Source organism: Nocardiopsis protaetiae, from assembly GCF_045446735.1.
GTDB classification, from domain to species: Bacteria; Actinomycetota; Actinomycetes; order Streptosporangiales; family Streptosporangiaceae; genus Nocardiopsis; species Nocardiopsis protaetiae.
In genome coordinates, this window is the sequence record NZ_JBJJBV010000079.1 from 1 (window position 1) to 24,153 (window position 24,153).

Below are 24,153 nucleotides of genomic sequence, written 5' to 3' on the forward strand. Positions count from 1 at the left end.
GGGGAGCCGCGGGCCGGGGGTCAGGACCGCGGTCGGGACGGGGACGAGGACTCCGACCGCGGGGTCATGGGGTGTCGGTGCGGGCGGCCGAGCGGACCGCCTCGCGGGCCTGGTCGGCGCCCGCGGCGGCCAGGGCGAGGTGGGCCAGGCGGCGGCACTCGTCCAGGCTGTGGCGGGACAGGGCGTGGCGCACCCCCGGCAGCGCCGGGGCGGACATCGACAGGCTCGTCGCCCCCAGGCCCACCAGGACCAGGGCCAGCAGCGGATCGGCGGCGGCCTCCCCGCACACACCGACCGGGACTCCCAGGTGGTCGCCCGCCTTGCCCACGGTGCCGATCAGCGACAGCAGCGCGGGCTGCCACGGGTCCAGCAGGTCCGGCAGCGCGCCCAGGGTGCGGTCGACGGCCATCGTGTACTGGGCGAGGTCGTTGGTGCCGATGGACACGAAGTCCACCTCGTACAGCAGCCGGTCGGCGAGCAGCGCCGCGGCGGGGACCTCGATCATCACCCCCACCCGGGTCACCCCCTGGGAGCGGGCGAGGTCGGCGAACTCCCCGGCCTCGGTGGGCGTGGACACCATCGGCGCCATCACCCGCACGTCGGCGCCGGTTTCCTTGGTCGCCGCCGCGATGGCGGCGAGCTGGTCCACCAGCAGCTCCCGGTGCAGCCGGGCGGTGCGGTAGCCGCGCACGCCCAGGGCGGGGTTGTCCTCCGCGCCCACGGGGACGAAGGCCAGCGGCTTGTCCGAGCCCGCGTCCAGGGTGCGCACGGTGAGCGGGCGCCCGGCGAAGGCCGAGAACAGCCGGGCGTAGGCGGCGGTCTGCTCCTCGCGGGTGGGCGGCTCGGTGCGGTCCAGGAACAGGAACTCGGTGCGCAGCAGCCCCACGCCCTCGCTGTCGTGGGCGGCGGCCGCCTCCGGGTCCCCCTCCCCGATGTTGAGCAGCAGCGGCACGGACTCCCCGTCGGCGGTGGTGCCCGGCCCGGTGGCCGACGCCGCCAGGGCGCGTCTGCGCTCGGCGCGCCCGCGCACCCGCCGCACGGTGGCCTCGTCCGGGTCCGCGACCACGGAGCCGTCGTCGCCGTCGATCGCCACCACCGTCCCGTCGGCGAGGGTGTCGGCGCCCCCGCAGCCGACCACCGCCGGGATGCCCAGCGAGCGGGACAGGATGACGGTGTGGCTGGTGGGTCCGCCGTACCGGGTGACGATGCCCAGGACCTTGGCCGGGTCCAGGTGGACAGTGTCGGCCGGGGCGAGGTCGTCGGCGACCAGCACGTGCGGGACGCCCGGGTCGGGCAGGCCCGGCATGGGCAGGCCCAGCAGCAGGGCCACCGCCCGGTCGCGGATGTCGGCGAGGTCGGCGGCGCGTTCGGCGAGGTAGCCCCCGGCGGCCTTGAGCAGGTCGCGGTAGGTCTCGCAGGCGGAGTGCACCGCCCAGGCGGCCGGGTCGCCGGCGTCGGCCCGCTCGCCGATCCGGCGGGCCAGCTCGGGGTCGCGGGCCATGAGGGCCTGCGCGCCGAGGACCGCGGCGGCCTCCCCGTCGAGCTCGGCGGCCTGGGCGTCGAGCCCGGCGGCCACCTCCTCCAGGGACGCGCGGGCGGCCTCCGCCTCGGCTCCGGGGTCCCCCGCCGCGGGGCGGTGGTCGGGCAGGCGCGGCGGCGGCGCCATACGCGCCACCGGGCCGACCGCCGCGCCCGGCGCCGCCGGGATGCCGCCGAGGGAGGTGAGGGATCGGGTGTGCGCCATGGTCACTCCGTGGATCGGTGAGTGGGTGGACCGGTGAGAGCCGGGAGGGGTTCCCGTTATCAGGGAACCCCAGCGGGGCCGATCTCGAAAGCCCCGGTCTCCGGCCTGTGGACAACTCAGGGCTGGATGGTCACCTTGATGGCGGTACCGGCGGCCACGGTCTCGATGGCCTTGTGCACGTCGGACAGCGCCATCCGCTCGGTGATCAGGTCGGCGACGGGCACGGCGCCGGAGGCGATGAGCTCCAGGGCGCGCTTGTTGTGCTCGGGGCTGGAGCCGTTGGCGCCGAAGATGGAGATCTCCCGGTAGTGGACGAGGTTGGAGTCCAGGGAGATGATCGGGTTGTCCTTGGGCAGTCCGCCGAAGAAGCTGATCCGGCCGCTGCGGGCGACCATCTTGAGCGCGTCCTCCTGGGCGCGGCCGGAGGCGGCGGCGGTGATGACCACGTCGGCCCCGCGGCCGTCGGTCAGGCGCAGCACCTCTTCCACGGCGTCGACCTCCTCGCCGCAGATGGCGGCGTCGGGGTCGACGATCCGGGCGGACATGTCCAGGCGGCCGCGGTTGACGTCCACCAGGTAGACCTTCTTCGCGCCCTTGGCGCGGGCCAGGCGGACGTGCAGGCAGCCGATGGGCCCGGCGCCCATGACCACGACGGTGTCGCCCTCGCCGACCCCGGCGATCTCCTGGCCGTTGAGGACGCAGGCGAGCGGTTCGGCGACGGAGGCCTCGGCGTAGTCCAGGCCCTCGGGGATGCGGTTGACGCCGTCGACGGCCAGCACGGCCTCGGGGACGACCATGTACTCGGCGAAGCCGCCGTCGTAGTGGTAGCCCATGGACTGCTGGCGCGAGCAGACGGTGAACCGGCCGTCGCGGCATTCGGGGCAGGTGCCGCAGGGGATCGCGGCGATGATCTGGACCCGGTCGCCCTCGGCCCAGCCCTCCACCCCCTCGCCGACCTCGACGACGCGGCCGGCGATCTCGTGGCCGATGACCCGGGGCGGGTCGATGTGGTGGTGTCCGTGGCGGAAGATCTTGACGTCGGTTCCGCAGGTGGAGCAGTTGACGACGGCGATCTTGAGCTGCCCGGGCCCGGCGGTGGGCTCGGGTGCCTGCTCCAGACGGAGGTCACCGGGTGCGTAGAAGCGGGCGACGAGCATGTTCGGCCTTTCAGGATGCGGCCCGCGCAGGGTCTTCTGGGCGGGTGGGCGATGGGCCCCGCCCGCCGCTCCAGGGAGTGGGCGGAGGGGCGGGCGGGGATCGGAGTGGACGGGCTACCGGGATTCAGCCGTCCGCGGCGGAGGGACTGAGGAGTTCGACCACGTCGGCGACGTCGGCGGCCCCGCGCAGCCGCGCGGCCTTGTCGGGGTCGGTGAGGACCCCGGCCAGGGCGGTGAGGATGCCCAGGTGCTCCTCACCGGTGGCCGCGATGCCGATGGCGATGTGGACGGTGGGCCCGCCCCAGTCGACCCCTTCGGGGAACTGGATCACGGCCAGCCCGGTCTTCCTGACGTGCACCCGGGACGGGTCGGTCCCGTGCGGGATGGCCACCCCCTCCCCCAGGAAGGTGGACACCGACGCCTCCCGCTCGTGCATGGCGGGCAGGTAGCCGGGGTCGACCGCCCCGAGTTCCAGGAGCAGTTCCCCGCACTGGTCGATGACGTCGGCCCGGTCCCGGGCCGTGCGGCCCAGGCGGACGGCGTCCTCGGTCAGGACCAGCCGGGCGGGTTCAGTCGGCAAGGGTGCCACCGTCCCTGATGGCGCTCTCGACCTCGGTGAAGACCGGGTCGCCCAGGAACATCCGGAACCCCTTGACGACGGTGCCCGGAACCCGGGTGCGGGCGCGGGCGGCCAGCCCCTCCTGGGTCAGGACCAGGTCGGCGTCCTCGGGAATGCGGTCCACGGGGGCGTGTTCGACGGTCACCCCGTACTTGCCCAGGCTGCCCTTGAGCTGGGTGGTCAGCAGGACGCTGCTGCCCATCCCGGCGTCACAGGCCACCACGACCTTCTTGACGTCGGAACCTTGGATGCTGCTCATGCGACGCTCTCCTCGCTGCTTGCGGAGTTCTGCTTGGCGGCGGCCTCCTCGCGGGCGGCCTTGCGCTCGGACCGGCCGAAGCCGAGCAGGAGCGAGGCGACCACGAAGGACACCACCGTGGCCGCCGTGACGCCGGCCAGGACGGACAGGTGCCCACCGGGCGGGGTGACGGCCATCAGGGCGATGATGCTGCCCGGCGAGGCCGCGGAGATCAGGCCCGCGTCCAGCACCATGAAGGTGGCCACACCCGACATGCCACCGGCGATGGCGGCCAGGATCAGCTTCGGCTGCGCGAGGATGTACGGGAAGTAGATCTCGTGAATGCCGCCGAAGAAGTGGATGATGATCGCGCCGGGCGCGGTCGCGCGGCTGATCCGCGGGCCGAAGAACATGCAGGCGAGCAGGATGCCCAGGCCGGGGCCGGGGTTGGTCTCGATGAGGAACTCGATCGCGCTGCCGTCGGCGGCGGAGCGGGCGGTGCCCAGCGGGGTGAACACGCCGTGGTTGATGGCGTTGTTGAGGAACAGCACCTTGGCGGGCTCGACGATCAGGGAGACGAGCGGCAGCAGGCTGTGGTCGATGAGGAACTGCACCCCGGCGCCGAGCGCGTCGGCGATGCGGCCCACGACGGGGCCGACGGCGTAGGCGCCCACCACGGCCAGCAGACCGGCGAGGATGCCGGCGCTGAAGTTGTTGACGAGCATCTCGAAGCCGGCCTTGATGCGCGGCTGGAGCACGTTGTCGACGTGCTTCATGAGGTACGCGGCGAGCGGACCCATGATCATCGCGCCCAGGAACATGGGGATGTCCACGGAGGCGATCACACCCATGGTGGCCGCCGCGCCGACCACACCGCCGCGGGCACCGTGCACCATGGTGCCGCCGGTGTAGGCGATGAGCAGGGGCAGCAGGTAGGTGATCATCGGTCCGACGAGTTCCGCGAGGTACTCGTTGGGCCACCATCCGGTGGGGATGAACAGGGCGGTGATCAGGCCCCAGGCGATGAACGCGCCGATGTTGGGCATGACCATGCCCGAGAGGAACCCGCCGAAGCGCTGGACTCCGGACCGGGCCGAGGCGAGCGCGTTGCTCTGCCGCTGTTCGGTGGACATGTGGGGGACCTCCTGGGAGGTGCGGCGGGTGAGGACCGCGCCGGCGATGGTGTGTTGGGTGGGGCGCCCGTCCGGCTGGACGGGGAGGTGCGATCGGACGGTTCACGCACCTCGGTCGAACGGACGCCGGGCCTGGTCAGACCACCCGGACGCTGGGTCCGGCGGTCTCCAGTTCGTCGGCCAGGCCGCCGGCGAGTCCCTGGTCGGTGATGACCAGGTCCAGGTCCTCGACGGAGGCGAATCGGGCGAAGTGGTCGTTGCCGACCTTGGTGTGGTCGGCGAGGAGGACGGCTCGCCTGGCCGAGGCGATCATGGAGCGTTTGACCTCGGCCTCCGCCGGGTCGGGCGTGGTGAGCCCGCGTTCGACGGAGATTCCGTTGGTCGCCATGAAGGCGACGTCCACGAAGGATTCGGCCAGGGACCTCAGGGCCCACGCGTCGACGGTGGCCTGGGTCCGGGTGCGCAGGCGGCCGCCGAGGAACATCAGGTTGATGTTGGTGCGCGTGGTGAGTGTGAGTGCGATGGAGAGGGAGTTGGTGACGACGGTGAGCTCCCGGTCGGCGGGCAGCTGCTCGGCGAGGCGTCCTGTGGTGGACCCCGCGTCGAGGAGGATGGCGCCTTCTTCCGGGAGTTCTTCGATCGCGGCCTTGGCGATCCGCTCCTTCTCCTGGGTCATGACGGAGTCGCGCACATTGAGCGCGGGCTCGAAGCCCAGACGCTCGACGGGGATCGCGCCGCCGTGGACCCGCCGCAGGACTCCGTGGCGCTCCAGCGCCGTGAGGTCCCGCCGGATGGTCTCGTAGGTGACGTCGAACTCCGCGGCGAGCCCCGTCACGTCGACCCGGCCGTCCCGGCGGGCGCGTTCGAGGATCGCCTGCTGGCGTTCTTCCGCGTACATGTTGGATCACCTGTGTTTCGGTGTGGTTTTCGGTGAGTTTAATCGTGTTGCCTGGGACACACAAGGGGTACCTTCCTCCAATATCCCAGTAAGGCCCCAGGAGCACCCACGACCGCCGTCAACGGGGCGAACATCCACCGCCCCCACTGGCCGCACGCCCTCGGAAGCCTCCCCGGGACCCCTCACCCGTACCCCAACGGCGGCCCACCGAATCGGAAACCACAGGACAACAGTGTTGACACGCGCAGATGAACACACATAATCAAAGACAGTCCAACATCCGGACCGGGCCGGGCGCAGCGACCGCGAAAAGAGCTCCCATGATCCTGACCCTCACCCCCAACCCGAGCGTGGACCACACCCTGGAGGTGGATCGCCTCACCCGAGGCGAGGTCCTGCGGGTCGACGCCACGCGCGCCCAGGCGGGCGGCAAGGGCGTCAACGTCGCCCGGGCCCTGCATCTGGCCGGAGTGGACACGCGCGCGATCCTGCCCGTCGGCGGGGGCGGCGGCGCCGAGCTCACCGCCCTGCTCGGAGACCTGCCCCGGGTCGCCGTCCCCATCACGGGCGAGACCCGCGCCAACGTCGCCATCACCGAGGCCGACGGCACCACCACCAAGATCAACGCCCCGGGCCCCACCCTCTCCCCCGCCGAGACCGACTCCCTGCTGGCCGCTCTGGAGGACGAGCTGTCCCGGCGCCCGGAGTGGATCGTGGCCAGCGGCAGCCTGCCCGCGGGGGCCGGCGAGGACTTCTACGTGCGGGTGGCCGGGCTGGCCGCCGAGTACGGGGTGTCCCTGGCCCTGGACACCTCCGGCAAACCCCTGGAGGCGGCGGTGCGCGCCGGGTCGATCAGCCTGGCCAAGCCCAACCTGGAAGAGCTGTCGGAGCTGACCGGGCGCACCCCCGCCACCGTCGGAGAGGTCGTGGCGGCCGCCCGCGAGCTCCTCTCCTCGGGCAACGGCTCCGCGCTCGTGACGCTGGGCGGGCACGGTGCCATACTCGTGGGGCCCGAGCACTCCTGGTGGGCGCGCGGCCCCCGGGTCCGCACCCGCAGCACCGTGGGCGCGGGCGACTGCGCCCTCGCCGGGTTCCTCACCCCCGCCGACTCCCCCGTGGACCGCCTGCGCAACGCGGTGGCCTGGGGGACCGCGGCGGTGTCCCTGCCCGGAACGACCATCCCCGCACCCGACGACGTCGAGCCGGACGCCGTCGGGGTGGTGACCGAGCCCGACCCCTCCTGGACCCTCGACTCCCTGGTCGAGCGACCCTGACCGGCCCACCGGCCCCTCACAAGGAGCAGCAGATGCCCCAGCGCACCGTAGCCGTCGGTTCCGCCCAAGGACTGCACGCGCGTCCCGCCACCCTCTTCGTCCAGGCCGCCACCGCCACCGGTCTTCCCGTGACCGTCGCCGCGGTGGGCAAGGACCCGGTGAACGCGGGCAGCCTGCTCGCCGTGATGACCCTGGGGGTCAAGCACGGCGAGGAGGTGACCATCGCCGCCGAGGGCGAGGGCGCCGACGCCGCCCTGGAGTCCCTGGCCGAGCTGCTGGCCTCCGAGCTGGACTGAGCCGCGCCGCGCACACGAGAACGCCCGCCCCGCAGAGCCGTGCGGGGCGGGCGTTCTCGTGTGTCCGGGGCCGGAGCCGGAGCCGGAGCCGGATCAGTCGTCCTGCTTCACCCGGTGGATCTTGTGCTGGGCGGCCTGGGCGCGGGGGCGCACCACCATCAGGTCGATGTTGACGTGCGGCGGCCGGGTGATCGCCCACACGATGGTGTCGGCGACGTCCTCGGCGCTGAGCGGGTCGGGCACGCCCGCGTAGACGTTCTCGGCGGCCTCGGCGTCGCCGCGCAGCCGGTTGAGGGAGAACTCCTCGGTCTTGACCATGCCGGGGGCGACCTCCAGGACCCGGACGGGCTGTCCGCACAGCTCCAGGCGCAGGGTCGCGGCCAGGGTGTGGGCGCCGTGCTTGGCGGCCACGTACCCGCCGCCGCCCTCGTAGACGACGTGCCCGGCGACGGAGCTGACCACCAGGACGGTGCCCGCGCCGCTGTCGATGAGCTTGGGCAGCAGGGCCTGGGTCACGTTGAGCACGCCCAGCACGTTGACCTCGTACATGGCCCGCCAGTCGGCGGGGTCGCCGGCCGCGACGGTCTCGGTGCCGATGGCGCCGCCGGCGTTGTTGACCAGCACGTCGCAGGAGGGGAGCTGCGCGGCGAAGGCGTCGACGGCCTCGCGGTCGGTGACGTCGAGGACGTAGGCGCCGGCGCTGTGCCCGTCCTTGACGAGTTCGGCGGCGAGCTCCTCGACGCGGTCGGCGCGGCGGGCCACGAGGACCACGTCGTAGCCCTGGGCGGCCAGGCCCCGGGCGGTGGCGGCGCCGATTCCGCTGCTGGCGCCGGTGACGACGGCGGTCGCTGTCATGTGGTCATCCTCCTGCAAGGTCGCTGTCGCGCCGAGCGTATCCGGGCCGCTCGGGCGGGGTGCCGTTCACCCCCGGTGTCCTCCGGCACATTTCCCCGTTAAGAAACGTTGCGTTTCTTAATGGTGAAGCCTAGCCTTGAGGGAACGCACCGTTCTCTAACGGAGGTGAGGGCATGGCCGGGCGACCGACACCCGTGGCGCGCGCCCTGCCCGGGCTGCTCGCGGCGATGCTGCTCGGCGCCCTGGACCAGACCGCCCTGACCCCCGCGCTCCCGGCCATCGCCGCCGACCTCGGCGGACTCGCGTGGATGCCCGCGATCGTCACCGCCTACGTGGCCGCGGCGACGGCGGCGATGCCCCTGCACGGCCGCCTCGGCGACCGCTACGGGCGCGGCCCGCTGCTGCTCGCCTCCGTCGTGCTGTTCGGCGCCGGCGCGCTGGGCTGCGCCCTCGCCGGGTCCCCCGCCGCGTTCCTGGCCTCCCGGGTCCTCCAGGGGGTGGGCGGCGGCGGCCTGGTGGTCGGCGCCCAGGCGGCCCTGGGCGAGCTCGTCCCGCCGCGCGAACGCGGCCGCTACCTGGGGCTGTTCGGGGCGGTCTACGTCCTGGCGGCGGTGGGCGGCCCGCTGTTCGGCGGGATCGTGGTCGACCTGCTGTCCTGGCGGTGGATCTTCCTGGTCCACCCGCCCGCGGCGACGGCGGCGTTCGTCGCGATCGCCCTGGGCCTGCGCACCCGGCCCGCCGCCGACCGGCCGCCGCTCGACCTGGCCGGGGCGGGCGCCCTGGCCGCGACCGTGGTCGGGACGGTCCTGCTCTGCGACGCCCTGCTGTCCCCCGTCACCCGGCCCGGCTGGGCGGTGCCGGTGTGGGCCGGGGTCGCGGCGGCCGGGCTGGCCGGGTGGGCGGTGTCGGCACGGCTGGCCCGCGACCCGGTGCTGCCGCCGCGGCTGCTGCGCCCGCGCGGGTTCGCCGTGCCCGCCGCGCTGAGCCTGGTGGTCGGGTTCGGGCTGTTCGGGACCCTCACCTACCTGCCCGCGTTCGCGCAGATCAGTCTGGGTCTGAGCGCGACCGCGGCCGGGCTGTCGGTGACCGCGCTGATGGCGGGCGCCCTGACCTCGATGGTCGTGTCCGGGCGGCTGATCACCCGGACCGGCCGCTACCGCCGCCACCCGGTGCTGGGCACGGCCCTGGCCGGGCTGGGGCTGGCCCTGTTCGGGCTGTTCGGCGCAGGCCTGGGTCCGGTCGCCCTGGTGGGCGTCCTGCTCGTGATCGGCGTCGGTGTTGGCGCGGTCATGCAGGTGGTGCTGCTGGCCGCCCAGAACTCGGTGGACCGCGCCGACCTGGGCGCGGCCACCTCCACCGTGCTGTTCCTGCGCCAGATCGGCGCGAGCGCCGGGGTGGCGGTGACCGGCGCCCTGGTCACCGGCTCCTTCGCCGCCCGGCTCCCGGCGGGCCTGGCCGTGGACACCCCGACCCCCCAGGCGCTGGCCGCGCTGCCCCCGGCGGCCCGCGACCAGGTGGCGGCCGCCTTCGGCGGGGCCGTCGCCGACTCCCTGCTCGTCATGGCGCCGCTGCTGGGCGCCGCCTCCCTGCTCGCGCTGGCCCTGCCCCGCACCCCGCTGCGCACCGACACCGACACCCTCCTGGAGGAGCGATGATCCCGACCGCCGCGACCCCGATGGTCGCCCCGCTGGACACCTTCGGGGCCGACGACCTGCCCGCCGTCGGCGGCAAGGCCGCCAACCTGGGCGAGCTGCTGCGCGCCGGGCTGCCGGTGCCGCCGGGGTTCGTGGTGACCACCGACGCCTACGCGGCCGCCGTGGACGGGGCCGGGCTCGCCGGCCTGCTCGCTGGCCCGGACCCCGACCCGGCCGCGCTGCGCGCCGCGGTGGAGTCCGCCCCCGTTCCCGAGGCGGTCCGCGCCGCGATCGCCGACGCGCACGCCCGGATGGGCGGCGTCCCGGTGGCGGTGCGCTCCAGCGCCACCGCCGAGGACCTGCCCGGGGCGGCGTTCGCGGGGCAGCAGGACACCTACCTCAACGTGGTCGGCGCGGACGGGGTCGTCGACGCGGTCCGCCGCTGCTGGGCGTCGCTGTGGACCGACCGGGCGGCGGCCTACCGCCGCGCCCGCTCGGTCGACCCGGCCGGGGTGCGTATCGCGGTGGTCGTCCAGGCCATGGTGGAGTCCGAGGCCGCCGGGGTCATGTTCACCGCCGACCCGGTCTCGGGCGAGCGGGGGCGGATCGTCGTGGAGTCCGGGCGGGGGCTCGGGGAGGCCGTGGTGTCGGGCCTGGTCACCCCCGACCACTACGCCCTGGACCGGCAGGGGCGGGTGCTGGAGCACCGGCCCGGCCGCTCCGAGGTGGTCGTGCGGCCGGTCCCCGGCGGCGGGATCGTGCACGAGCGCCCCGGCGAGGGCGGGGGCCGGAGCCCGCTGCCGGACGGGGTCCTGCGCGAACTGGCCGGGTACGGGCGGGCGGCGGCCGAGCACTTCGGGCGCCCCCAGGACATGGAGTGGGCGCTGGCCGCGGGCCGGGTCCACATCGTGCAGTCGCGCCCGATGACCGCCCTGCCCCCGGAGTCGGTGCCGCTGAACAGGCGGCAGCGGCTGATGGCGACCGTCCTCAGCGAGTACGTGCCCGTCCGGCCCTACCCCATGGACGTCGACACCTGGCTGGGCCGGGGCCCGTCGGCGATGATGCGCGACATCGCGCACGAGTACGGGATCGTGGGCGCGTTCGACGGCTTCCTGCGCGAGGAGGACGGGGTGGTCGTCGAGCTCGTCCCGCCCGCGCCGCACCCGGTGCCGCGGGCCCTGCTCACCCCGTTCCGGCTCGTGCGCAAGGCCCGCACCCGGAGGATCACCGCCTGGCGCGAGGACCCGCGGTTCCTCGACTTCCTGCGCCGGGTGGAGGAGCTGGACGCCCGCGACCCGGCCGCGCTGGCCTGGCCGGAGCTGCTGGCGGTGCCCGAGGAGGCGATCGGCCTGCTGGACCCCTGCCGTGAACTGCGGCTGGACTACCTGCCGGGCGCGGCCGTCTCGCTGGCCCGGCTCACCGCGACCCTCGCCCTGCTGGGCCGCCGCGCACTGCTGGGCGACCTCACCGGCGGGGCGCACACCCGCACCGAGGACGCCAACCGCGCGCTCCAGGACCTGGCCGGCCTGGTGCGCGGCGACGCGGGGCTGCGGGGGCTGTTCGCCGAGGCCTCCCCCGAGGAGGTCCTGGCGCGGGTGCGCGCCGGGCGGGTCGGCGCGGGCACCGGGTTCGCCGAGGCCCTGGAGGTGTTCCTGCGCGAGTTCGGCCGCCGCGAGACCGCGAGCCCGCTGCTGGTCAGCCCGCCCACCCTGGGCGAGGTGCCCGAGAGCGTGATCGGCCTGGTCCGGGTCATGGTCGACGAACCCCGGGCGGAGGACCCCGGATCGCGTTCGGAGCGAGCGCTGGCGGCGCTGCTGGAGCACCCGCTGCTGCGCGGGCGCCGGGCCCGGGCGCGGATGACCCGGTGGGTGCGGGCCGCCCAGTACGGGGTGGCGTTCCGCGAGGACACGCACTTCTTCTTCACCGCCCCGCTGCCCGCGCTGCGCCGCGCCCTGCTGGAGATGGGCCGCAGGCTCACCCGCGCCGGGGTCCTGAGGGCGGAGGCCGAGGTGTTCCACCTGCGCATGGCCGAGGTGGCACAGGTGGCGGACCCCGGTGCGGTCCCCGCGGAGACCGCCGACCGGCTCCGGTCGCTGGTGCGCGCCCGCGCCGCCCGTCGCGAGGAGCTGACCGGGGTGCGCCTGCTGGACCTGGCCCGGGTGTACCCGCGCCGCTCCGGCGGGGACGCGCTGGCCACCGGGTCCCCGGCGGGGTCGGGGCGGGCCACCGGGACCGTGCGCGTGGTCCGCGGCCCGGACGACTTCCACCGGCTGGGCGCGGGCGAGATCCTGGTCTGCCCCACCACCAACCCGTCGTGGACGCCGCTGTTCCGGCGCGCCGCCGCGGTGGTCGCCGACACCGGGTCGATGGGCTCGCACGCCGCGATCGTCGCCCGCGAGTACGGCATCCCGGCGGTGATGGGCACCGGGAACGGGACCTCGGTCCTGGCCGACGGCGCCCGGGTCACCGTGGACGGGGACACCGGCCTGGTCACGGAGGCGTCCTAGAATGCCCGGCATGACCGCCGACACCGACGCCGACGACCACCGCAAGCGCTCCCGGCGCCGGGGCGACTCCCTGGTCACGGCGATCCTGGAGGCGACCGTCGCCGAACTGGAGGAACACGGCTACGCCGCCCTGACCATGGAGGGCGTCGCCGAGCGCGCCGGGGCGGGCAAGGCGTCGCTGTACCGCCGCTGGAACACACGGGGCGAGCTGGTCATGGACGCCGTGTACGCGCTGCTGCCCGACCACGGGTCCCTGCCCGACCACGGGTCGCTGCGCGGGGACCTCCTCGGGCTGCTGCGGCTGATGGCCGACCACCTGGCCGGTCCGGCGGGCGAGGCCCTGCGCGGGCTGATGGCGGAGGCGCTGCCCGAGCCGGAGCGCATCACGGCGCTGCGCGAACGCTCCCAGGGGCGCGGGCGCACGATGATGGCCGAGGTGGTCGAGCGCGCGGCGCGGCGCGGGGAGATCGACCCCGGCCCGGTCTCGCCGTGGCGCCTGGACACGGGGCAGGCGCTGCTGCGCAACCACTTCCTGTTCCACCAGGGCCGGGTCGGGGACGGCGCGATCGAGGAGATCGTGGACACGGTCCTGCTGCCGCTGTTCCACGCGCCCGCGAAGATCGGCTGAGGGCGTCGGTCCGACCGGGGCCTCCGGGAAATCCGATGGCCCCGGAAAAGGCGCCGGTGCTAACGTTGGACCCCCTTCCGGAACCGACGTGTATTACGCGTACCCTTTTCCGGATCCCGCCCTTTACGGGAGGCCCGCCGTGGACGCAGGAGAACCGCCCTCACGACCACCCCTGCTCCGCAGGTACGCCCTTTTCTCGCTGGCCTCGACCGGCGCGGATTTCGCTTTCGGCGCGGTTTTCATCACCGTTCTGCTCGGCCGCGGGCTCGAACCCGCGGTGCTGGGCACCATGGTCGCCGTGTCCACCCTGTTCGGGCTGGCCGCGGAGGCGCCCAGCGGGGCGCTGGGCGACCGCTACGGGCACCGGCGGCTGCTCTCCGTGGGCCTGGTGGTGTGGGGCGCGGGCTTCGCCCTGTTCGGCTGGGCCGACGCCCTGGCCGTGACCATGGTCGGCGCGACGCTGTGGGCGGTGGGCTACCACCTGTACTCGGGCGCCCTGACCGCGCTGGTGGTCAACCGGGTCGGCGTCCACGACCGGACCGCGCGGGTGGCCCGGGTGACCCGCTGGGGGCAGGTCGCCTCGCGGCTGGGCGGGGTGGCGGGCGCCGCCTCGGTGCTGGTCGCCGGGACCTGGCTCTCCGCCGACCTGCTCATCCTGGCCGCGGGCGTGCTGCTGGTGGGCCTGGGGCTGGCGGCCCCGCTGGTCTTCCCGCGCTCCCCCGGCCGGCCGGACGTCTCGGTCGCCGGGTTGCTCAAGGAGTCGGTGACGGCGCTGGCGGGGCGGCGGTACGTGCCGCTGGTCGCCCTGGTCCTCTTCTCGACCCCGGGCAAGGTGGTGCTGGTCATCTGCTGGCAGCCGCTGGTGGCGCGGGAGTACGGGGGCGACGTCCGGTTCAACGGCCTGGTGCTGCTCGGCATGACCCTGGCGCTGGCGGTGGGGGCGGCCTGCTCCCGGTTCGTCGACCCGCGGAACCCGCACCTGTGGGCGCCGCTGACGGCGTTGGCCACCACGGTGCCGCTGTTCCTGGTGGCCTGGGACGTGCTGCCGCTGCTGGTCGGGCTGGTGGTGGCCGAATTCCTGCTCGGTCTGGCCCAGGCGCTGTTCGTGGCGTGGGAGCACCTCATGTACAGCGACGAGGCGCGCAATACGCTTTTCTCGGTGATGTCGTTCCTCGGATTGGCCGTGATCGGCGCGACGTACGCCGTTTTCGGATGGGCGTGGGACGCGTGGGGCCTGGAATCGGCGATGGTGGCCGTTCTGGCGTTCTCGGCGGCCGGGTCCCTCGCGGTGGTCCCGCTGGCGTTCGCTTTTCCCGAATCGCGCCGTTTCTTCGACCCCCGGGAAAAGGCACGGGCGGACATATCCGAAGAATCGGTGGACTGAACCGGGTCGGCCCCGGCGGCCGGAACCGGGTCGGCTACCCTGCACGTGACCGGGGAGAGCGGGGGAGATCATGAGTCATCTGTCGGATCTGCTGCGGGAACGGCCGCTCGTCCAGGCGCCCATGGCGGGCGGGGCCTCCACCCCCGAGCTGGTGGACGCGGTGACACGGGCCGGGGCCCTGGGGTTCCTGGCCGCCGGGTACCTGGCGCCGGAGCGGGTGGAGGAGCAGGTCGCGCGGGTGCGCGGGCTCGGGGTGACGGCGTTCGGGGTGAACGTGTTCGTGCCCGGCCCGGCCGGGGACCCCTCCGCGGTGCGCGACTACCGCGAGGAGCTGGAGCCCGACGCCGCGCGGTACGGCACCGCGGCGGGCGAGCCGGTCCACGACGACGACGCCTGGGACGCCAAGATCGACCTGCTGGAGCGGCTCGAAGTCCCGGTCGTGGGCTTCACGTTCGGCTGCCCCAACGGCAACGTGCTGCGCCGCCTCCAGGAGGCCGGGTCCGCGGTGGTCGTCTCCGTCACCTCGGTGGACGAGGCGCTGCTGGCGGTGGCCCGCGGCGCCGACGGCCTGTGCGCGCAGGGTGTGGAGGCGGGCGGGCACCGGGCCGCGTTCGACCCGACGCGGGGCGGGGAGCTGCCGACGGTGGAGCTGGTGGCCGACGTGGCCGCGGCCGTCGAGGTCCCGGTGATCGGCGCGGGCGGGATCATGACGGGCGGCGGGGCAGCGGCGGTGCTGGACGCGGGCGCGGCGGCGGTGCAGCTGGGCACGGCGTTCCTGCGCTGCCCCGAGAGCGGGGCCCAGCCCGCCCACAAGCTGGCGCTGATCGACCCCGCGTTCACCGAGACCACCCTGACCTGGGCGTTCACCGGGCGTCCGGCGCGCGGCCTGGTCAACCGGTTCATCACCGAGCACCCCAAGGCCCCGTACGCCTACCCGGAGCTGCACCACATGACCCGGCCGCTGCGGGCGGCCGCGGCAAGCTCCGCCGACGCCGGCGGCATGGCGCTGTGGGCGGGGACGGGCTTCGGGCGGGCCACCGACGACCCGGCCGCCGAGGTGGTGGGGCGCCTGCGCCGCGAGGCCGCGGAGGCGGGCGCCCGCCTCTGACCTCCGGGTCCCCTAGCGTTCCCAGTCGTCGGTGGCGAAGGCCAGGGCGGCCGGCAGCCCGGCCCGCCAGCAGGCGCGGTCGTGGCCGCCGTGGTACTCCTCCAGCCGCACCCCGGCCGGGTCACCGCCCAGCTCGGCGGTGCGGGCGGCCAGGGCGTCGCGCAGCCGCCGGTTGGGATCGAGCAGCGACCACTCGTGGGTGCCCGCGGACAGGTGGACGCGGTCGGGGAGGCGGTCGGCGGCGGTGGCCCGGCCGGTGGTGCGTTCGCTCTCCCCGCCGGTCACCGCCACGTTGGGCCACCAGAACGAGCCCGACTGGGAGACCACCCGGCCGAACCGGTCGGGGTCGGTGAGGGCGGCGTGCACCGCGGTGAGCCCGCCCAGGCTCTGCCCGGCGACAAGGGTGCGGCGGGGGTCGGCGTTGATCGGGTACCGCCCGCCCAGCCAGGGCAGGAGTTCGCCGCCCAGGGCGCGGACGAAGTCGTCGGAGCAGGCCAGCTGCTCGCTGCGGGAGGCGAAGCCCAGGGAGTCGACCATGACGGTGAGCATGGGCGGCAGGGTCCCGGCGTGGACGAGGCCGTCCAGCGTGCGGGGCAGGTCGGTGTGCCAGTCCCGGCCGTCCAGCAGCAGGGCGACGGGCCAGGGCCGGTCCCCGGGAGGCCGGCGGGCGGGTTCGTGCACCCACACGGGGCGGCTGTCGCCCAGGACCGCGCTGGTGAACCGGTGTTCTTCGACCCGGCCCGCGGGTGCGTCGGGGGCCCCGGCCAGGGGTGCGGGTGCCTCGGGCAGGGACACCACCGAGTGGCCGCCGTCCAGCCGTTCGCGGGCCAGCGGGTCGGCGACGGCGTGGGCCAGGGCGGCGAACCAGCGGGCGACGGCCGGGCGGTCCGCGGGGTCGGAGACGGCGAGGGCGCGTTCGCGGCGGACGCGCAGCGTCTCGGGCAGGGCGGCGGGGTCGTCCGACCCGGCGCCGGCGGGGACCGGCGCGACGGTGTAGGAGGCCCGCCAGTCGCCGCGCATGCGGTAGGTGAGGTGCCACAGGTCGGTGCCGGGGAGGCGCTCCATGCGGTTGTGGTCGTAGGAGTCGGCGTCGGCGACCTTGTTGGCCACCAGCAGGACGTCGGCGAGCTCGTCGCCGCCCCGCCACAGGAAGGTGACGGTGCGGCGGCCCTCGGCGTCGGCCTCCCCCACCAGCGGGGTGCCGGTGCGCCGGACGGACTCCCAGAACCCCGCGGTGTCCCGGGCGGCCCGCTCGATGCCGGGCGTGGGAACGCGTTCGGGGCGGACGGTGCGCTTGAGGCGCGGGGGGATCGTGTGGGTCCGCATGGGTGCCTTTCCGTGCGTGGTCGTGCGGTGCCTCAGGCCTCGGGGACGGCCTCCAGTCGGGCCAGCAGCCGGAACAGGGCGGCGATCCGGTCCTCGGGCAGGGCGCTGAGCGGGGAGCGCTCGACGAGCCCGGCGCCGATGGACTCGACGATCCGGGTCCCCTCCGGGGTCGGCCGGGCCACCCGCATGCGCCGGTCGCTGATGGAGGCGACCTTGCGCACCAGTCCGCGTTCCTCCAGCTCCCGGGTGACGATCGACACGCGCGAGGCGGTGCAGCCCAGCTGGGTGGCCAGTCCCCCCTGCGAGGAGACGTCGTGCAGGGCGCGCAGGGTGCGGGCCTGGAACGCGGTGAGCCCGTGCTCGGCGGCCAGCTCGGACAGCAGGCCCTCCACCCGGTGGGCGACGCGCAGCAGCGCCTCGCCCGCGTCGCGCGCGGTGGGCCGATCGGGTTCGGGCGCGCCGGACGTGCCGGGCATGCCGGACGTGCCGACGCGCGCGGAGGACGGAACGGTCATCGATCCCTCACTTCCACCGAATTGAAATTAAGGATAGCCATACCTAACTATTCTTGTCATGAAGCAAGCAACTCTCCTCCACAGCCTAGCCGTCGGATCCGCCCTGGTCCTGGCCCTCACCGCCTGCGGGACCGGGGGCGACGACTCCGCCGGATCGCAGGACGCCGACTCCGGCGCCGGGGAGACCCGCACCGTCACCCACCTCTACGGCGAGACCGAGATCCCCGCCGATCCCCGGAACATGGTCTCGGCGAGCGTCACCACCGCCCCCGTGATGCTCAGCCTGGACGTCCCCCTGGTCGCGTCCGTCGGCACCGGCACCAGCGCGCTCACCGACGACCAGGGCTTCTTCGCCCACTGGGCGGAACTCGCCCACGAGCGCGGCGTCGAGGCGCTGCCCGGCCCCGAGGTGCCCGTGGAGGCGATCGCCGCCACCGGACCCGACCTCATCGTCGGCAACGGGTTCGGCGCCGACGCCATCGACGAGGCCACCTACGAGCAGCTCTCCCAGATCGCCCCCACCATCGTCTACGGCGAGTCCGACACCCCCTGGCTCGACGTGACACGGCAGTACGCCGAGGCACTCGGCCTCGACGAGCGCGGCGGGGAGATCGCCACCGAGTACGAGACCCTGCTTGAGGACACCTCCGAGCGGCTGTCCACCGAGCACCCCGTGGCGATCCTCACCGCGACCCCCAACGGGTTCAACGTGTTCACCCCCGAGTCCGCCCAGGGGCGCCTCGCCGCCGACCTCGGGCTGACCCTCCAGGAGGTCGAGATCGACCCCGACGCCCCCAAGGCCTGGGGCGAACGCGACGACATCGTGGAGCTGTCCACCGAGCGGGCCTCCGACCTGGACGGCGCCACCCTGCTGTTCGTCAACATCGAGGGCCAGGAGACCGGGGACTACCTGGAGGCCGCCCCCAACCTGGAGAGCCTGGAGTCGTGGAAGGACGAGCGGGTGTTCACCCTGGGCCCGTCGTCGTTCCGGATGGACTACTACAGCGTTCCGCTGCTGGCCGAGCGACTGGTCGAGGTCACCGCCTCCTGACCGGGTCCAGGCCGCCGCACCCGCACGGGGGCGGGCGATCCGCCCCCGTGTACATCCGGTCACGGAACCGAGCAAGGATGTGGTCATGCGTCTGTCCTTCCTGGACTCCCACCTGGACGTCTCCCTCGCCCCCGGGGCCGACATCACCCGGCGTGCCCTGGCCGCGGTGGCGGCCCGCCCGGCCTGGACCCTCACCGGCCGCGGCGACCTGGGCCCGGACCTGTTGCCCGCCCCGCCGGCCGTACCGTCGGCGGCGTCCGCCTAGGAATGTCGGCGCCGCCCGCCATACTCCTGCGCCGGTGACGGAAGGGGCGGCGATGACCGCGACGGCGCAGCGGCGGATGGGCCGCGACGAACGCACCCTGGTGCTGGGCGCCCTGCTCAACGCGATGGCGTTCTTCGCCGCGCTGCCCTTCGCGGCCCTCTACCTGGACGACCGCACCTCGCTGTCCCCTGCCGCGATCGGCGCGGTGGTCGGCGCGATCCCGCTCATCGCCGCCCTGGGCGGGCTGGGCGGCGGGGCGCTCACCGACCGGTTCGGGGCGGTGCGGCTCATCCGCCTGGGCCTGGCCCTGAACGTGGCGGTGTACTGCGCGCTGGCGGCGACCTCCTCCCCGGTCGGCATCGTCGCCCTGTTCCTGCTGCTGGGCGCGGCCCGCACCCTGGTCGAGCCGTCCATGAAGAAGCTGCTGTCGCTGGTGGACGGCGGCGACGGGCGGATCTTCCGGGTCCGGTACATCACCCTGTGCGTGGGCGCGATCGTGGGACCGGCGATCGGCGGGGTGCTGTACTCCCTGAGCCCGGCCGCGTTCTTCCTGGTCCCGGCCGGGTTCTTCGCCCTGTACCTGTTCCTGGTGGCGGTCCGGGGCGGGCGGTTGGCCCGGCTGGACGCGCCCGACCCGGCCGCGGGCCGGGTCCCGGTGGGCACGGCGCTGCGCGACCGGCGGCTGCTGGCCGCGATCGGGGCGGGCGGGGCTGTGTTCCTGGTGTTCTCCCAGATGGACACCGTGATCCCGCTGTACATGCGCGGCTTCCTCGGTGACCGGACCGAGTACCTGTTCGCGGCGCTGCTCGTCACCAACGCGGTGCTGGCGCTGGCGGTGCAGCCGCTGGTGATCCGGTGGTCGGAGCGGGTCGGCCCGGGCGTGCTGACGGTTGCGGGCTGCGCGAATTTCGCGGTGGCGTTCGTCCTCTTCTGGATCTCGCCCGTACACGTGTCGCTGCTGTTCGCGGCGGTGGTGTTCTGGACCCTGGGCGAGGCGGTCCTGCTGCCCCTGCCCGACATCGCGGTGCACACGCTGGCGTCCGCCGACCGCAAGGGCACCTACTTCGGCCTGTCGGAGCTGCGCTACCTGGGGTTCTTCGTCGGACCGGCGCTGGGCGGGTGGCTGCTGGAGGCGGCGGTTCCGGTCTACTTCGGGGTCATGGCGGTGGCGGTGTTCCCCGCGGTGGTGCTGCTGGCGCGGGCGCGGCGCGCCTGACCTCGGTTTACCCGCAGGTAACAATGAGGTTTCCTCACTATTCAGCTATAGAGCGTGTGACCTGCCACACCCTAAGGTTCCGCCATGGGTGTATTGCGGAAGCGTGTCCTTGTTCGTGTTCTTTTGGGCGTTCTCTCGACCGTTGTGGTGCTCGCGCTGGTCGGCGCGCTCCTGGGTGTGTGGACCGTGCGCAGGTCGTTCCCGCAGACCTCCGGAGAGATCGCCCTCCCCGGGCTGAACGCCGAGGTCACCGTCCTGCGCGACGAGTACGGCGTCCCCCACGTGTACGCCGACGACGCGCACGACCTCTTCATGGCCCAGGGCTACGTGCACGCCCAGGACCGGTTCTGGGAGATGGACTTCCGCCGCCACGTGACGGCCGGGCGCACCGCCGAGCTCTTCGGCGAGGCCCAGGTCGACACCGACGTCTACCTGCGCACCATGGGCTGGCGGCACGTCGCCGAGCAGGAGTACGCCCTGCTCGCCCCCGACACCAAGGGCTACCTCGACGCCTACGCCGCCGGGGTCAACGCCTGGCTGGACGAGAACGACGGGGCCGGGGCGAGCCTGGAGTACGCGCTGCTGGGCGTGCTCAACGGCGGCCACACCATCGAGGCCTGGGACCCGGTCGACAGCCTCGCCTGGCTCAAGGCCATGGCCTGGGACCTGGGCGGCAACATGCGCGAGGAGACCGAGCGCGCCCAGCTGCTCGGCCTGGGGTTCACGCAGGAGCAGATCGCCGAGCTGTACCCGGAGTACCCCTACGAGGAGCACCGGCCGATCACCGACACCGACGAGCTGCTGGCCACCGGGCCCGAGGCCGACCCCGCCGACGCGCGGCGCACCCCCGAGCTGCCCGGGGAGGCCATGGCCGCCGTCGGCGCCGTGTACGACCGCGCGCTGGCCCTGCCCGAGATGCTCGGCCCCCGGAGCAGCCCCGACCTGGGCTCCAACTCGTGGGTCGTGGGCGGCGAGCACACCGAGTCGGGCCTGCCCCTGCTGGCCAACGACCCCCACCTGGGCGCGGCCATGCCCTCGACCTGGCACCAGGTCGGCCTGCACTGCACCGAGCTGAGCGAGGCCTGCCCGTTCGACGTCGCCGGGTTCGGGTTCTCCGGGCTGCCCGGCGTGGTCATCGGGCAGAACGAGTCGATCGCCTGGGGCTTCACCAACCTCAACCCCGACGTGATGGACCTGTTCGTCGAGCGGATCGAGGGCGACTCCTACATCGTCGACGGCGAGGAGCGGCCCCTGGAGACCCGCACCGAGACGGTGAGGGTCGCCGGCGGCGAGGACGTGGAGATCACCGTCCGCTCCACCCACCACGGCCCGCTGATGTCCGACACCGTCGCGGGCGGGGACCTGGCCCGGATCGCCGAGGCCCCGCCGGTGGAGGGCGCCGAGGAGGGCGCCGAGTACGCGGTGTCCCTCCAGTGGACCGCGCTGTCGCCCGGGACCACCGCCGACGCCCTGTTCGTCATGAACCGCGCCCGCGACTGGGAGGACTTCCGGCGGGCCGCGAGCGGGTTCTCGGTGCCCGCCCAGAACCTCGTCTACGCCGACAACGAGGGCAACATCGGCTACCAGGCGCCCGGCACGGTCCCCGTCCGCGGCGAGGGCGACGGCCGCTACCCGGCGCCCGGCTGGGACTCCGCCTACGACTGGGAGGAGTACATCCCCTTCGAGGAGCTCCCCAGCGTGTACAACCCCGGGTCCGGGTTCATCGTCACCGCCAACCAGTCCGGTGTGGACGCCGACTACCCGCACCTGCTCACCGACGACTGGGACTACGGCTACCGTTCCCAGCGCATCAACGACCTGCTGGAGGAGGCCATCGCCGCGGGCCCGGTGACCGGCGCGGACATGTCGGAGATCCACATGGACTCCTACCACCTGGGCGCCGAGGGGATCGTCCCCCACCTGCTGGACGTCGAGGTGACCGGCGTCGCCGCGCAGGGCCAGGAGCTGCTGCGCGACTGGGACCTGTACACCGAGCCCGACTCCGCCGGGGCGGCGTTCTACCAGGCGACCTGGCGGCACCTGCTGCCGGTGCTGTTCGACGAGCTGGACCCGGTCGCGATGACCGGCAACTCGCGCGGCATGTACGTGGTGGGCGCCCTGCTGGAGGACCCCGACGCCGTCTGGTGGGCGGGCGGGGAGGCGGACGGCCGCGACGCGGTGCTGGCCGCCGCGATGGAGGCCGCCGCCGCGGAGCTGGTGGACCTGCTGGGCGAGGACCCCGCCGACTGGCGCTGGGGCGACCTGCACACCCTGACCGCGACCCACCAGTCGTTCGGCACCTCGGGTATCGGGGTGGTGGAGTGGCTGTTCAACCGGGGTCCGGTGGAGAGCTCGGGCGGGTCGGCGATCGTCAACGCCACCGGCTGGGACGACAAGGAGGGGTACGCGATCACGGCGGTGCCGTCGATGCGGATGGTGATCGACCTGTCGGACCGGGACGCCTCCACGTGGGTGCACCTGACGGGCAACTCCGGGCACGCGTTCCACCCGAACTACGACGACCAGCTGGAGCCGTGGGGTCGCGGGGAAACGATGCCGTTCGTGTTCGGTGAGGACGCGGTGCGCGCGGCGGCGGTGGACGAGCTGACGCTCGCGCCGTAGTCCGGACGTGCGAGGGGGCCCGCGCCGACCGGCGCGGGCCCCTCGTGTCGTCCTTGTCCGGGGGTCAGCCCTTGAGCGGGAAGGAGACGCCGGTGCGCTCCTCCGACAGCTCCCACAGGCGGCGGGCGGCGTCCTCGTCCTGGGCGGCCGGGCTGCGCCAGGACGGGCCGGGGGCGCCGCGCATGCCGCCCAGCCCCTGCGGCCCGGCGAACCCGGCCGGGGGCATGTCCTGGGTGGCCGCGTAGACCGTGGGCAGCGCCCCGGCCTCGGCGCTCTGGGCGAACAGCCGGTTGCCGATGGAGGTGAGGAGCGTCCGGAACACCACGCCGGCGCCGTGGCTCTGGAGGTTGGTGGCGGCGTAGCCGGGGTGGGCGGCCACCGACAGCACCGGCGACCCGGCCGCGGTGAGGCGGCGCTGGAGCTCCAGGGTGAACAGCAGGTTGGCCAGCTTGGACTGGCCGTAGGCGCGGTAGGGCGTGTAGCCGCGTTCGAGGTCGACGTCGTCGAAGCGGATGCCGGTGACCGAGGCGTGCAGTCGGGAGGAGAGTGTGACCACCCGGCCGGTGACGTGCTCCAGCAGCAGGTTGGTGAGGGCGAAGTGGCCCAGGTGGTTGGTGCCGAACTGGAGCTCGAACCCGTCGGCGGTGCGGGCCTTGGGGACGGCCATGATCCCGGCGTTGTTGACCAGGAGGTGGATGTCGCCGCTCCAGGCGTCGGCGAAGGCGCGCACGGAGGACAGGTCGGCCAGGTCCAGGCGGCGCACCTCGGTCTCGCCGGGGACGCTCGCGGCGGCGGCCCGCCCACGTTCCTCGTCGCGGACGGCCAGGACGACGCGGGCTCCGATACGGGCCAGCACGCGGGCGGTCTCCAGACCCAGCCCGCTGTTGGCGCCGGTGATGACGGCCGTGGTGCCGGTGAGGTCGGGGAGTGCGACCGGTGTGCTGTTCATGGTTCCACGCTAGGCGCCGATCGGTGAAGTTGTCAATGACAACAATGATGTCGCCGTAAACATCCGTTTATGCTGGACCCATGAGCGTTCGCCCCTACCACCACGGCGACCTGCGGGCCGTCCTGCTCGCCGGCGCCGAACGCGCCCTGGCCGCCCGGGGCCCGGCCGCGCTGTCCCTGCGCGAACTGGCCCGCGAGGCCGGGGTGAGCCACGCCGCGCCCAGCCGCCACTTCCGGGACAAGACGGCCCTGCTCGACGCGCTCGCCCTCAACGGGTTCGAGCGCCTCACCGACCAGCTGACCGCGGCCGCCGCCGAACCGGGCGACACCCGCGGCGGCCTGCTCGCCATGGCGCGCGTGTACGTGGCGTTCGCCCTGGACAACGCCGCCCTGCTCGACCTCATGTACGCGCGCAAGCACGACCCCGACTCGCCCGAGGAGCTGACCGCGGCGGTCGGCCGCCTGCTGGACACCGTGATGGACACCATCACCGAGGGGCAGCGGACCGGGGAGATCGCGGCGGGCGACCCCGGGGTCATCGCGTTCACGGTGTCGGCGGCCCTGCACGGGTTCGCGGTCCTCAACTCCAACGCCGCGCCCGAGGACGTCGACGCCCTGCTGCCCGGGATCATCGAAGTCCTGGCCACCGGCCTCCTCCCCCGCTGACCCCCTCCCCCGAGGACGAGAGAACGCATGCGCGCCCCCTGGCGCGCCGGGGGGCCGCCCGCCGGGAGG

22 protein-coding genes are annotated in these 24,153 nt (G+C 74.1%); 12 read left to right on the forward strand and 10 right to left on the reverse strand.

Annotated elements, in window-relative coordinates; all coding sequences use genetic code 11:
* Nucleotides 1-64: 64 nt before the first annotated feature.
* The 6 genes from ptsP to ACJOT3_RS14365 all read right to left on the reverse strand — a co-directional run bounded on the left by ptsP (nucleotide 65) and on the right by ACJOT3_RS14365 (nucleotide 5,789).
* Entirely contained in the window at nucleotides 65-1,744 is a 1,680-nt protein-coding gene (gene ptsP, locus ACJOT3_RS14340; RefSeq protein ID WP_406972848.1) for a phosphoenolpyruvate--protein phosphotransferase, read from the reverse strand.
* Between the two features lie 116 nt (nucleotides 1,745-1,860).
* A complete protein-coding gene (locus ACJOT3_RS14345; protein WP_406972850.1) occupies nucleotides 1,861-2,901 on the reverse strand; it encodes a zinc-dependent dehydrogenase in 1,041 nt (346 codons plus the stop codon).
* Nucleotides 2,902-3,025: 124 nt separating this feature from the next.
* On the reverse strand, nucleotides 3,026-3,481 hold the full coding sequence (locus ACJOT3_RS14350) for a PTS mannitol transporter subunit IIA (protein ID WP_406972852.1): 456 nt from the start codon (nucleotides 3,479-3,481) through the stop codon (nucleotides 3,026-3,028).
* Nucleotides 3,471-3,779, reverse strand: a complete 309-nt coding sequence (locus ACJOT3_RS14355; protein WP_355264002.1) for a PTS lactose transporter subunit IIB — start codon at nucleotides 3,777-3,779, stop codon at nucleotides 3,471-3,473. Before ACJOT3_RS14355 ends, ACJOT3_RS14350 begins: the two co-directional genes overlap by 11 nt.
* Entirely contained in the window at nucleotides 3,776-4,891 is a 1,116-nt protein-coding gene (mtlA, locus tag ACJOT3_RS14360) for a mannitol-specific PTS transporter subunit IIC (protein WP_406972854.1), read from the reverse strand. Before mtlA ends, ACJOT3_RS14355 begins: the two co-directional genes overlap by 4 nt.
* A gap of 136 nt (nucleotides 4,892-5,027) precedes the next feature.
* Nucleotides 5,028-5,789 (reverse strand): DeoR/GlpR family DNA-binding transcription regulator, encoded by a 762-nt coding sequence (locus ACJOT3_RS14365; protein WP_406972856.1) that lies wholly within the window; start codon nucleotides 5,787-5,789, stop codon nucleotides 5,028-5,030.
* 320 nt (nucleotides 5,790-6,109) lie between these two features.
* On the opposite strand from ACJOT3_RS14365, the gene pfkB reads away from it, so the two are divergent.
* Both pfkB and ACJOT3_RS14375 read left to right on the forward strand, forming a co-directional pair.
* Entirely contained in the window at nucleotides 6,110-7,063 is a 954-nt protein-coding gene (gene pfkB / locus ACJOT3_RS14370; protein WP_406972858.1) for a 1-phosphofructokinase, read from the forward strand.
* Between the two features lie 32 nt (nucleotides 7,064-7,095).
* A complete protein-coding gene (locus ACJOT3_RS14375) occupies nucleotides 7,096-7,359 on the forward strand; it encodes an HPr family phosphocarrier protein (protein WP_406972860.1) in 264 nt (87 codons plus the stop codon).
* Between the two features lie 93 nt (nucleotides 7,360-7,452).
* Here the strand turns inward: ACJOT3_RS14375 and ACJOT3_RS14380 are convergent, their stop codons facing one another.
* Entirely contained in the window at nucleotides 7,453-8,214 is a 762-nt protein-coding gene (locus ACJOT3_RS14380) for an SDR family NAD(P)-dependent oxidoreductase (RefSeq protein ID WP_406972862.1), read from the reverse strand.
* A gap of 173 nt (nucleotides 8,215-8,387) precedes the next feature.
* Here ACJOT3_RS14380 and ACJOT3_RS14385 point away from each other — a divergent pair, with 173 nt between their 5' ends.
* The 5 genes from ACJOT3_RS14385 to ACJOT3_RS14405 all read left to right on the forward strand — a co-directional run bounded on the left by ACJOT3_RS14385 (nucleotide 8,388) and on the right by ACJOT3_RS14405 (nucleotide 15,475).
* A complete protein-coding gene (locus ACJOT3_RS14385) occupies nucleotides 8,388-9,869 on the forward strand; it encodes an MFS transporter (protein WP_406972864.1) in 1,482 nt (493 codons plus the stop codon).
* Nucleotides 9,866-12,355: a PEP/pyruvate-binding domain-containing protein gene (locus tag ACJOT3_RS14390; RefSeq protein ID WP_406972866.1), complete on the forward strand. Its 2,490-nt coding sequence runs from the start codon at nucleotides 9,866-9,868 to the stop codon at nucleotides 12,353-12,355. The genes ACJOT3_RS14385 and ACJOT3_RS14390 overlap by 4 nt, the downstream gene beginning before the upstream one ends.
* 10 nt (nucleotides 12,356-12,365) lie before the next feature.
* Entirely contained in the window at nucleotides 12,366-12,983 is a 618-nt protein-coding gene (locus ACJOT3_RS14395) for a TetR/AcrR family transcriptional regulator (protein WP_406972868.1), read from the forward strand.
* A 139-nt stretch (nucleotides 12,984-13,122) separates the two neighbouring features.
* Nucleotides 13,123-14,367, forward strand: a complete 1,245-nt coding sequence (locus ACJOT3_RS14400) for an MFS transporter (protein ID WP_406972870.1) — start codon at nucleotides 13,123-13,125, stop codon at nucleotides 14,365-14,367.
* 70 nt (nucleotides 14,368-14,437) lie between these two features.
* Entirely contained in the window at nucleotides 14,438-15,475 is a 1,038-nt protein-coding gene (locus ACJOT3_RS14405; RefSeq protein WP_406972872.1) for a nitronate monooxygenase, read from the forward strand.
* A gap of 12 nt (nucleotides 15,476-15,487) precedes the next feature.
* Here the strand turns inward: ACJOT3_RS14405 and fes are convergent, their stop codons facing one another.
* Together fes and ACJOT3_RS14415 are read right to left on the reverse strand one after the other, a co-directional pair.
* Nucleotides 15,488-16,801 (reverse strand): enterochelin esterase, encoded by a 1,314-nt coding sequence (fes, locus tag ACJOT3_RS14410; RefSeq protein WP_406972874.1) that lies wholly within the window; start codon nucleotides 16,799-16,801, stop codon nucleotides 15,488-15,490.
* 32 nt (nucleotides 16,802-16,833) lie between these two features.
* Complete coding sequence (locus ACJOT3_RS14415; protein WP_406972876.1) at nucleotides 16,834-17,316, reverse strand: MarR family winged helix-turn-helix transcriptional regulator; 483 nt, start codon at nucleotides 17,314-17,316, stop codon at nucleotides 16,834-16,836.
* 58 nt (nucleotides 17,317-17,374) lie between these two features.
* Between ACJOT3_RS14415 and fepB the strand changes: the two genes are divergently transcribed.
* From fepB to ACJOT3_RS14435, 4 genes are all read left to right on the forward strand, one after another.
* Nucleotides 17,375-18,367 carry a Fe2+-enterobactin ABC transporter substrate-binding protein gene (gene fepB, locus ACJOT3_RS14420; RefSeq protein WP_406972878.1) on the forward strand — a complete coding sequence of 331 codons (993 nt, stop codon included), beginning with the start codon at nucleotides 17,375-17,377 and terminating at the stop codon, nucleotides 18,365-18,367.
* Nucleotides 18,368-18,452: 85 nt separating this feature from the next.
* Nucleotides 18,453-18,632, forward strand: coding sequence for a hypothetical protein (locus tag ACJOT3_RS14425; protein WP_406972880.1), 180 nt, complete (start codon nucleotides 18,453-18,455; stop codon nucleotides 18,630-18,632).
* A 52-nt stretch (nucleotides 18,633-18,684) separates the two neighbouring features.
* On the forward strand, nucleotides 18,685-19,848 hold the full coding sequence (locus tag ACJOT3_RS14430; protein WP_406972882.1) for an MFS transporter: 1,164 nt from the start codon (nucleotides 18,685-18,687) through the stop codon (nucleotides 19,846-19,848).
* Nucleotides 19,849-19,932: 84 nt separating this feature from the next.
* The gene (locus ACJOT3_RS14435; RefSeq protein WP_406972884.1) at nucleotides 19,933-22,470 is read left to right on the forward strand and encodes a penicillin acylase family protein; all 2,538 of its coding nucleotides are present in this window, start codon (nucleotides 19,933-19,935) and stop codon (nucleotides 22,468-22,470) included.
* Nucleotides 22,471-22,534: 64 nt separating this feature from the next.
* Here ACJOT3_RS14435 and ACJOT3_RS14440 read toward each other — a convergent pair whose 3' ends face one another.
* The gene (locus ACJOT3_RS14440) at nucleotides 22,535-23,419 is read right to left on the reverse strand and encodes an oxidoreductase (RefSeq protein ID WP_406972886.1); all 885 of its coding nucleotides are present in this window, start codon (nucleotides 23,417-23,419) and stop codon (nucleotides 22,535-22,537) included.
* 80 nt (nucleotides 23,420-23,499) lie between these two features.
* Here ACJOT3_RS14440 and ACJOT3_RS14445 point away from each other — a divergent pair, with 80 nt between their 5' ends.
* A complete protein-coding gene (locus ACJOT3_RS14445) occupies nucleotides 23,500-24,084 on the forward strand; it encodes a TetR/AcrR family transcriptional regulator (protein ID WP_406972888.1) in 585 nt (194 codons plus the stop codon).
* The last annotated feature ends 69 nt before the right edge of the window (nucleotides 24,085-24,153 follow it).

Coding starts and splice junctions, on each gene's coding strand:
- ACJOT3_RS14395 (WP_406972868.1), top strand. CDS start 12,366: ATGACCGCCGACACCGACGCCGACGACCACCGCAAGCGCTCCCGGCGC.
- ACJOT3_RS14415 (WP_406972876.1), bottom strand. CDS start 17,316: ATGACCGTTCCGTCCTCCGCGCGCGTCGGCACGTCCGGCATGCCCGGC.
- ACJOT3_RS14375 (WP_406972860.1), top strand. CDS start 7,096: ATGCCCCAGCGCACCGTAGCCGTCGGTTCCGCCCAAGGACTGCACGCG.
- ACJOT3_RS14445 (WP_406972888.1), top strand. CDS start 23,500: ATGAGCGTTCGCCCCTACCACCACGGCGACCTGCGGGCCGTCCTGCTC.
- ACJOT3_RS14425 (WP_406972880.1), top strand. CDS start 18,453: ATGCGTCTGTCCTTCCTGGACTCCCACCTGGACGTCTCCCTCGCCCCC.
- mtlA (WP_406972854.1), bottom strand. CDS start 4,891: ATGTCCACCGAACAGCGGCAGAGCAACGCGCTCGCCTCGGCCCGGTCC.
- ACJOT3_RS14345 (WP_406972850.1), bottom strand. CDS start 2,901: ATGCTCGTCGCCCGCTTCTACGCACCCGGTGACCTCCGTCTGGAGCAG.
- ACJOT3_RS14435 (WP_406972884.1), top strand. CDS start 19,933: ATGGGTGTATTGCGGAAGCGTGTCCTTGTTCGTGTTCTTTTGGGCGTT.
- ACJOT3_RS14355 (WP_355264002.1), bottom strand. CDS start 3,779: ATGAGCAGCATCCAAGGTTCCGACGTCAAGAAGGTCGTGGTGGCCTGT.
- ptsP (WP_406972848.1), bottom strand. CDS start 1,744: ATGGCGCACACCCGATCCCTCACCTCCCTCGGCGGCATCCCGGCGGCG.
- ACJOT3_RS14380 (WP_406972862.1), bottom strand. CDS start 8,214: ATGACAGCGACCGCCGTCGTCACCGGCGCCAGCAGCGGAATCGGCGCC.
- fes (WP_406972874.1), bottom strand. CDS start 16,801: ATGCGGACCCACACGATCCCCCCGCGCCTCAAGCGCACCGTCCGCCCC.
- pfkB (WP_406972858.1), top strand. CDS start 6,110: ATGATCCTGACCCTCACCCCCAACCCGAGCGTGGACCACACCCTGGAG.
- ACJOT3_RS14385 (WP_406972864.1), top strand. CDS start 8,388: ATGGCCGGGCGACCGACACCCGTGGCGCGCGCCCTGCCCGGGCTGCTC.
- ACJOT3_RS14390 (WP_406972866.1), top strand. CDS start 9,866: ATGATCCCGACCGCCGCGACCCCGATGGTCGCCCCGCTGGACACCTTC.
- ACJOT3_RS14440 (WP_406972886.1), bottom strand. CDS start 23,419: ATGAACAGCACACCGGTCGCACTCCCCGACCTCACCGGCACCACGGCC.
- fepB (WP_406972878.1), top strand. CDS start 17,375: ATGAAGCAAGCAACTCTCCTCCACAGCCTAGCCGTCGGATCCGCCCTG.
- ACJOT3_RS14365 (WP_406972856.1), bottom strand. CDS start 5,789: ATGTACGCGGAAGAACGCCAGCAGGCGATCCTCGAACGCGCCCGCCGG.
- ACJOT3_RS14430 (WP_406972882.1), top strand. CDS start 18,685: ATGACCGCGACGGCGCAGCGGCGGATGGGCCGCGACGAACGCACCCTG.
- ACJOT3_RS14405 (WP_406972872.1), top strand. CDS start 14,438: ATGAGTCATCTGTCGGATCTGCTGCGGGAACGGCCGCTCGTCCAGGCG.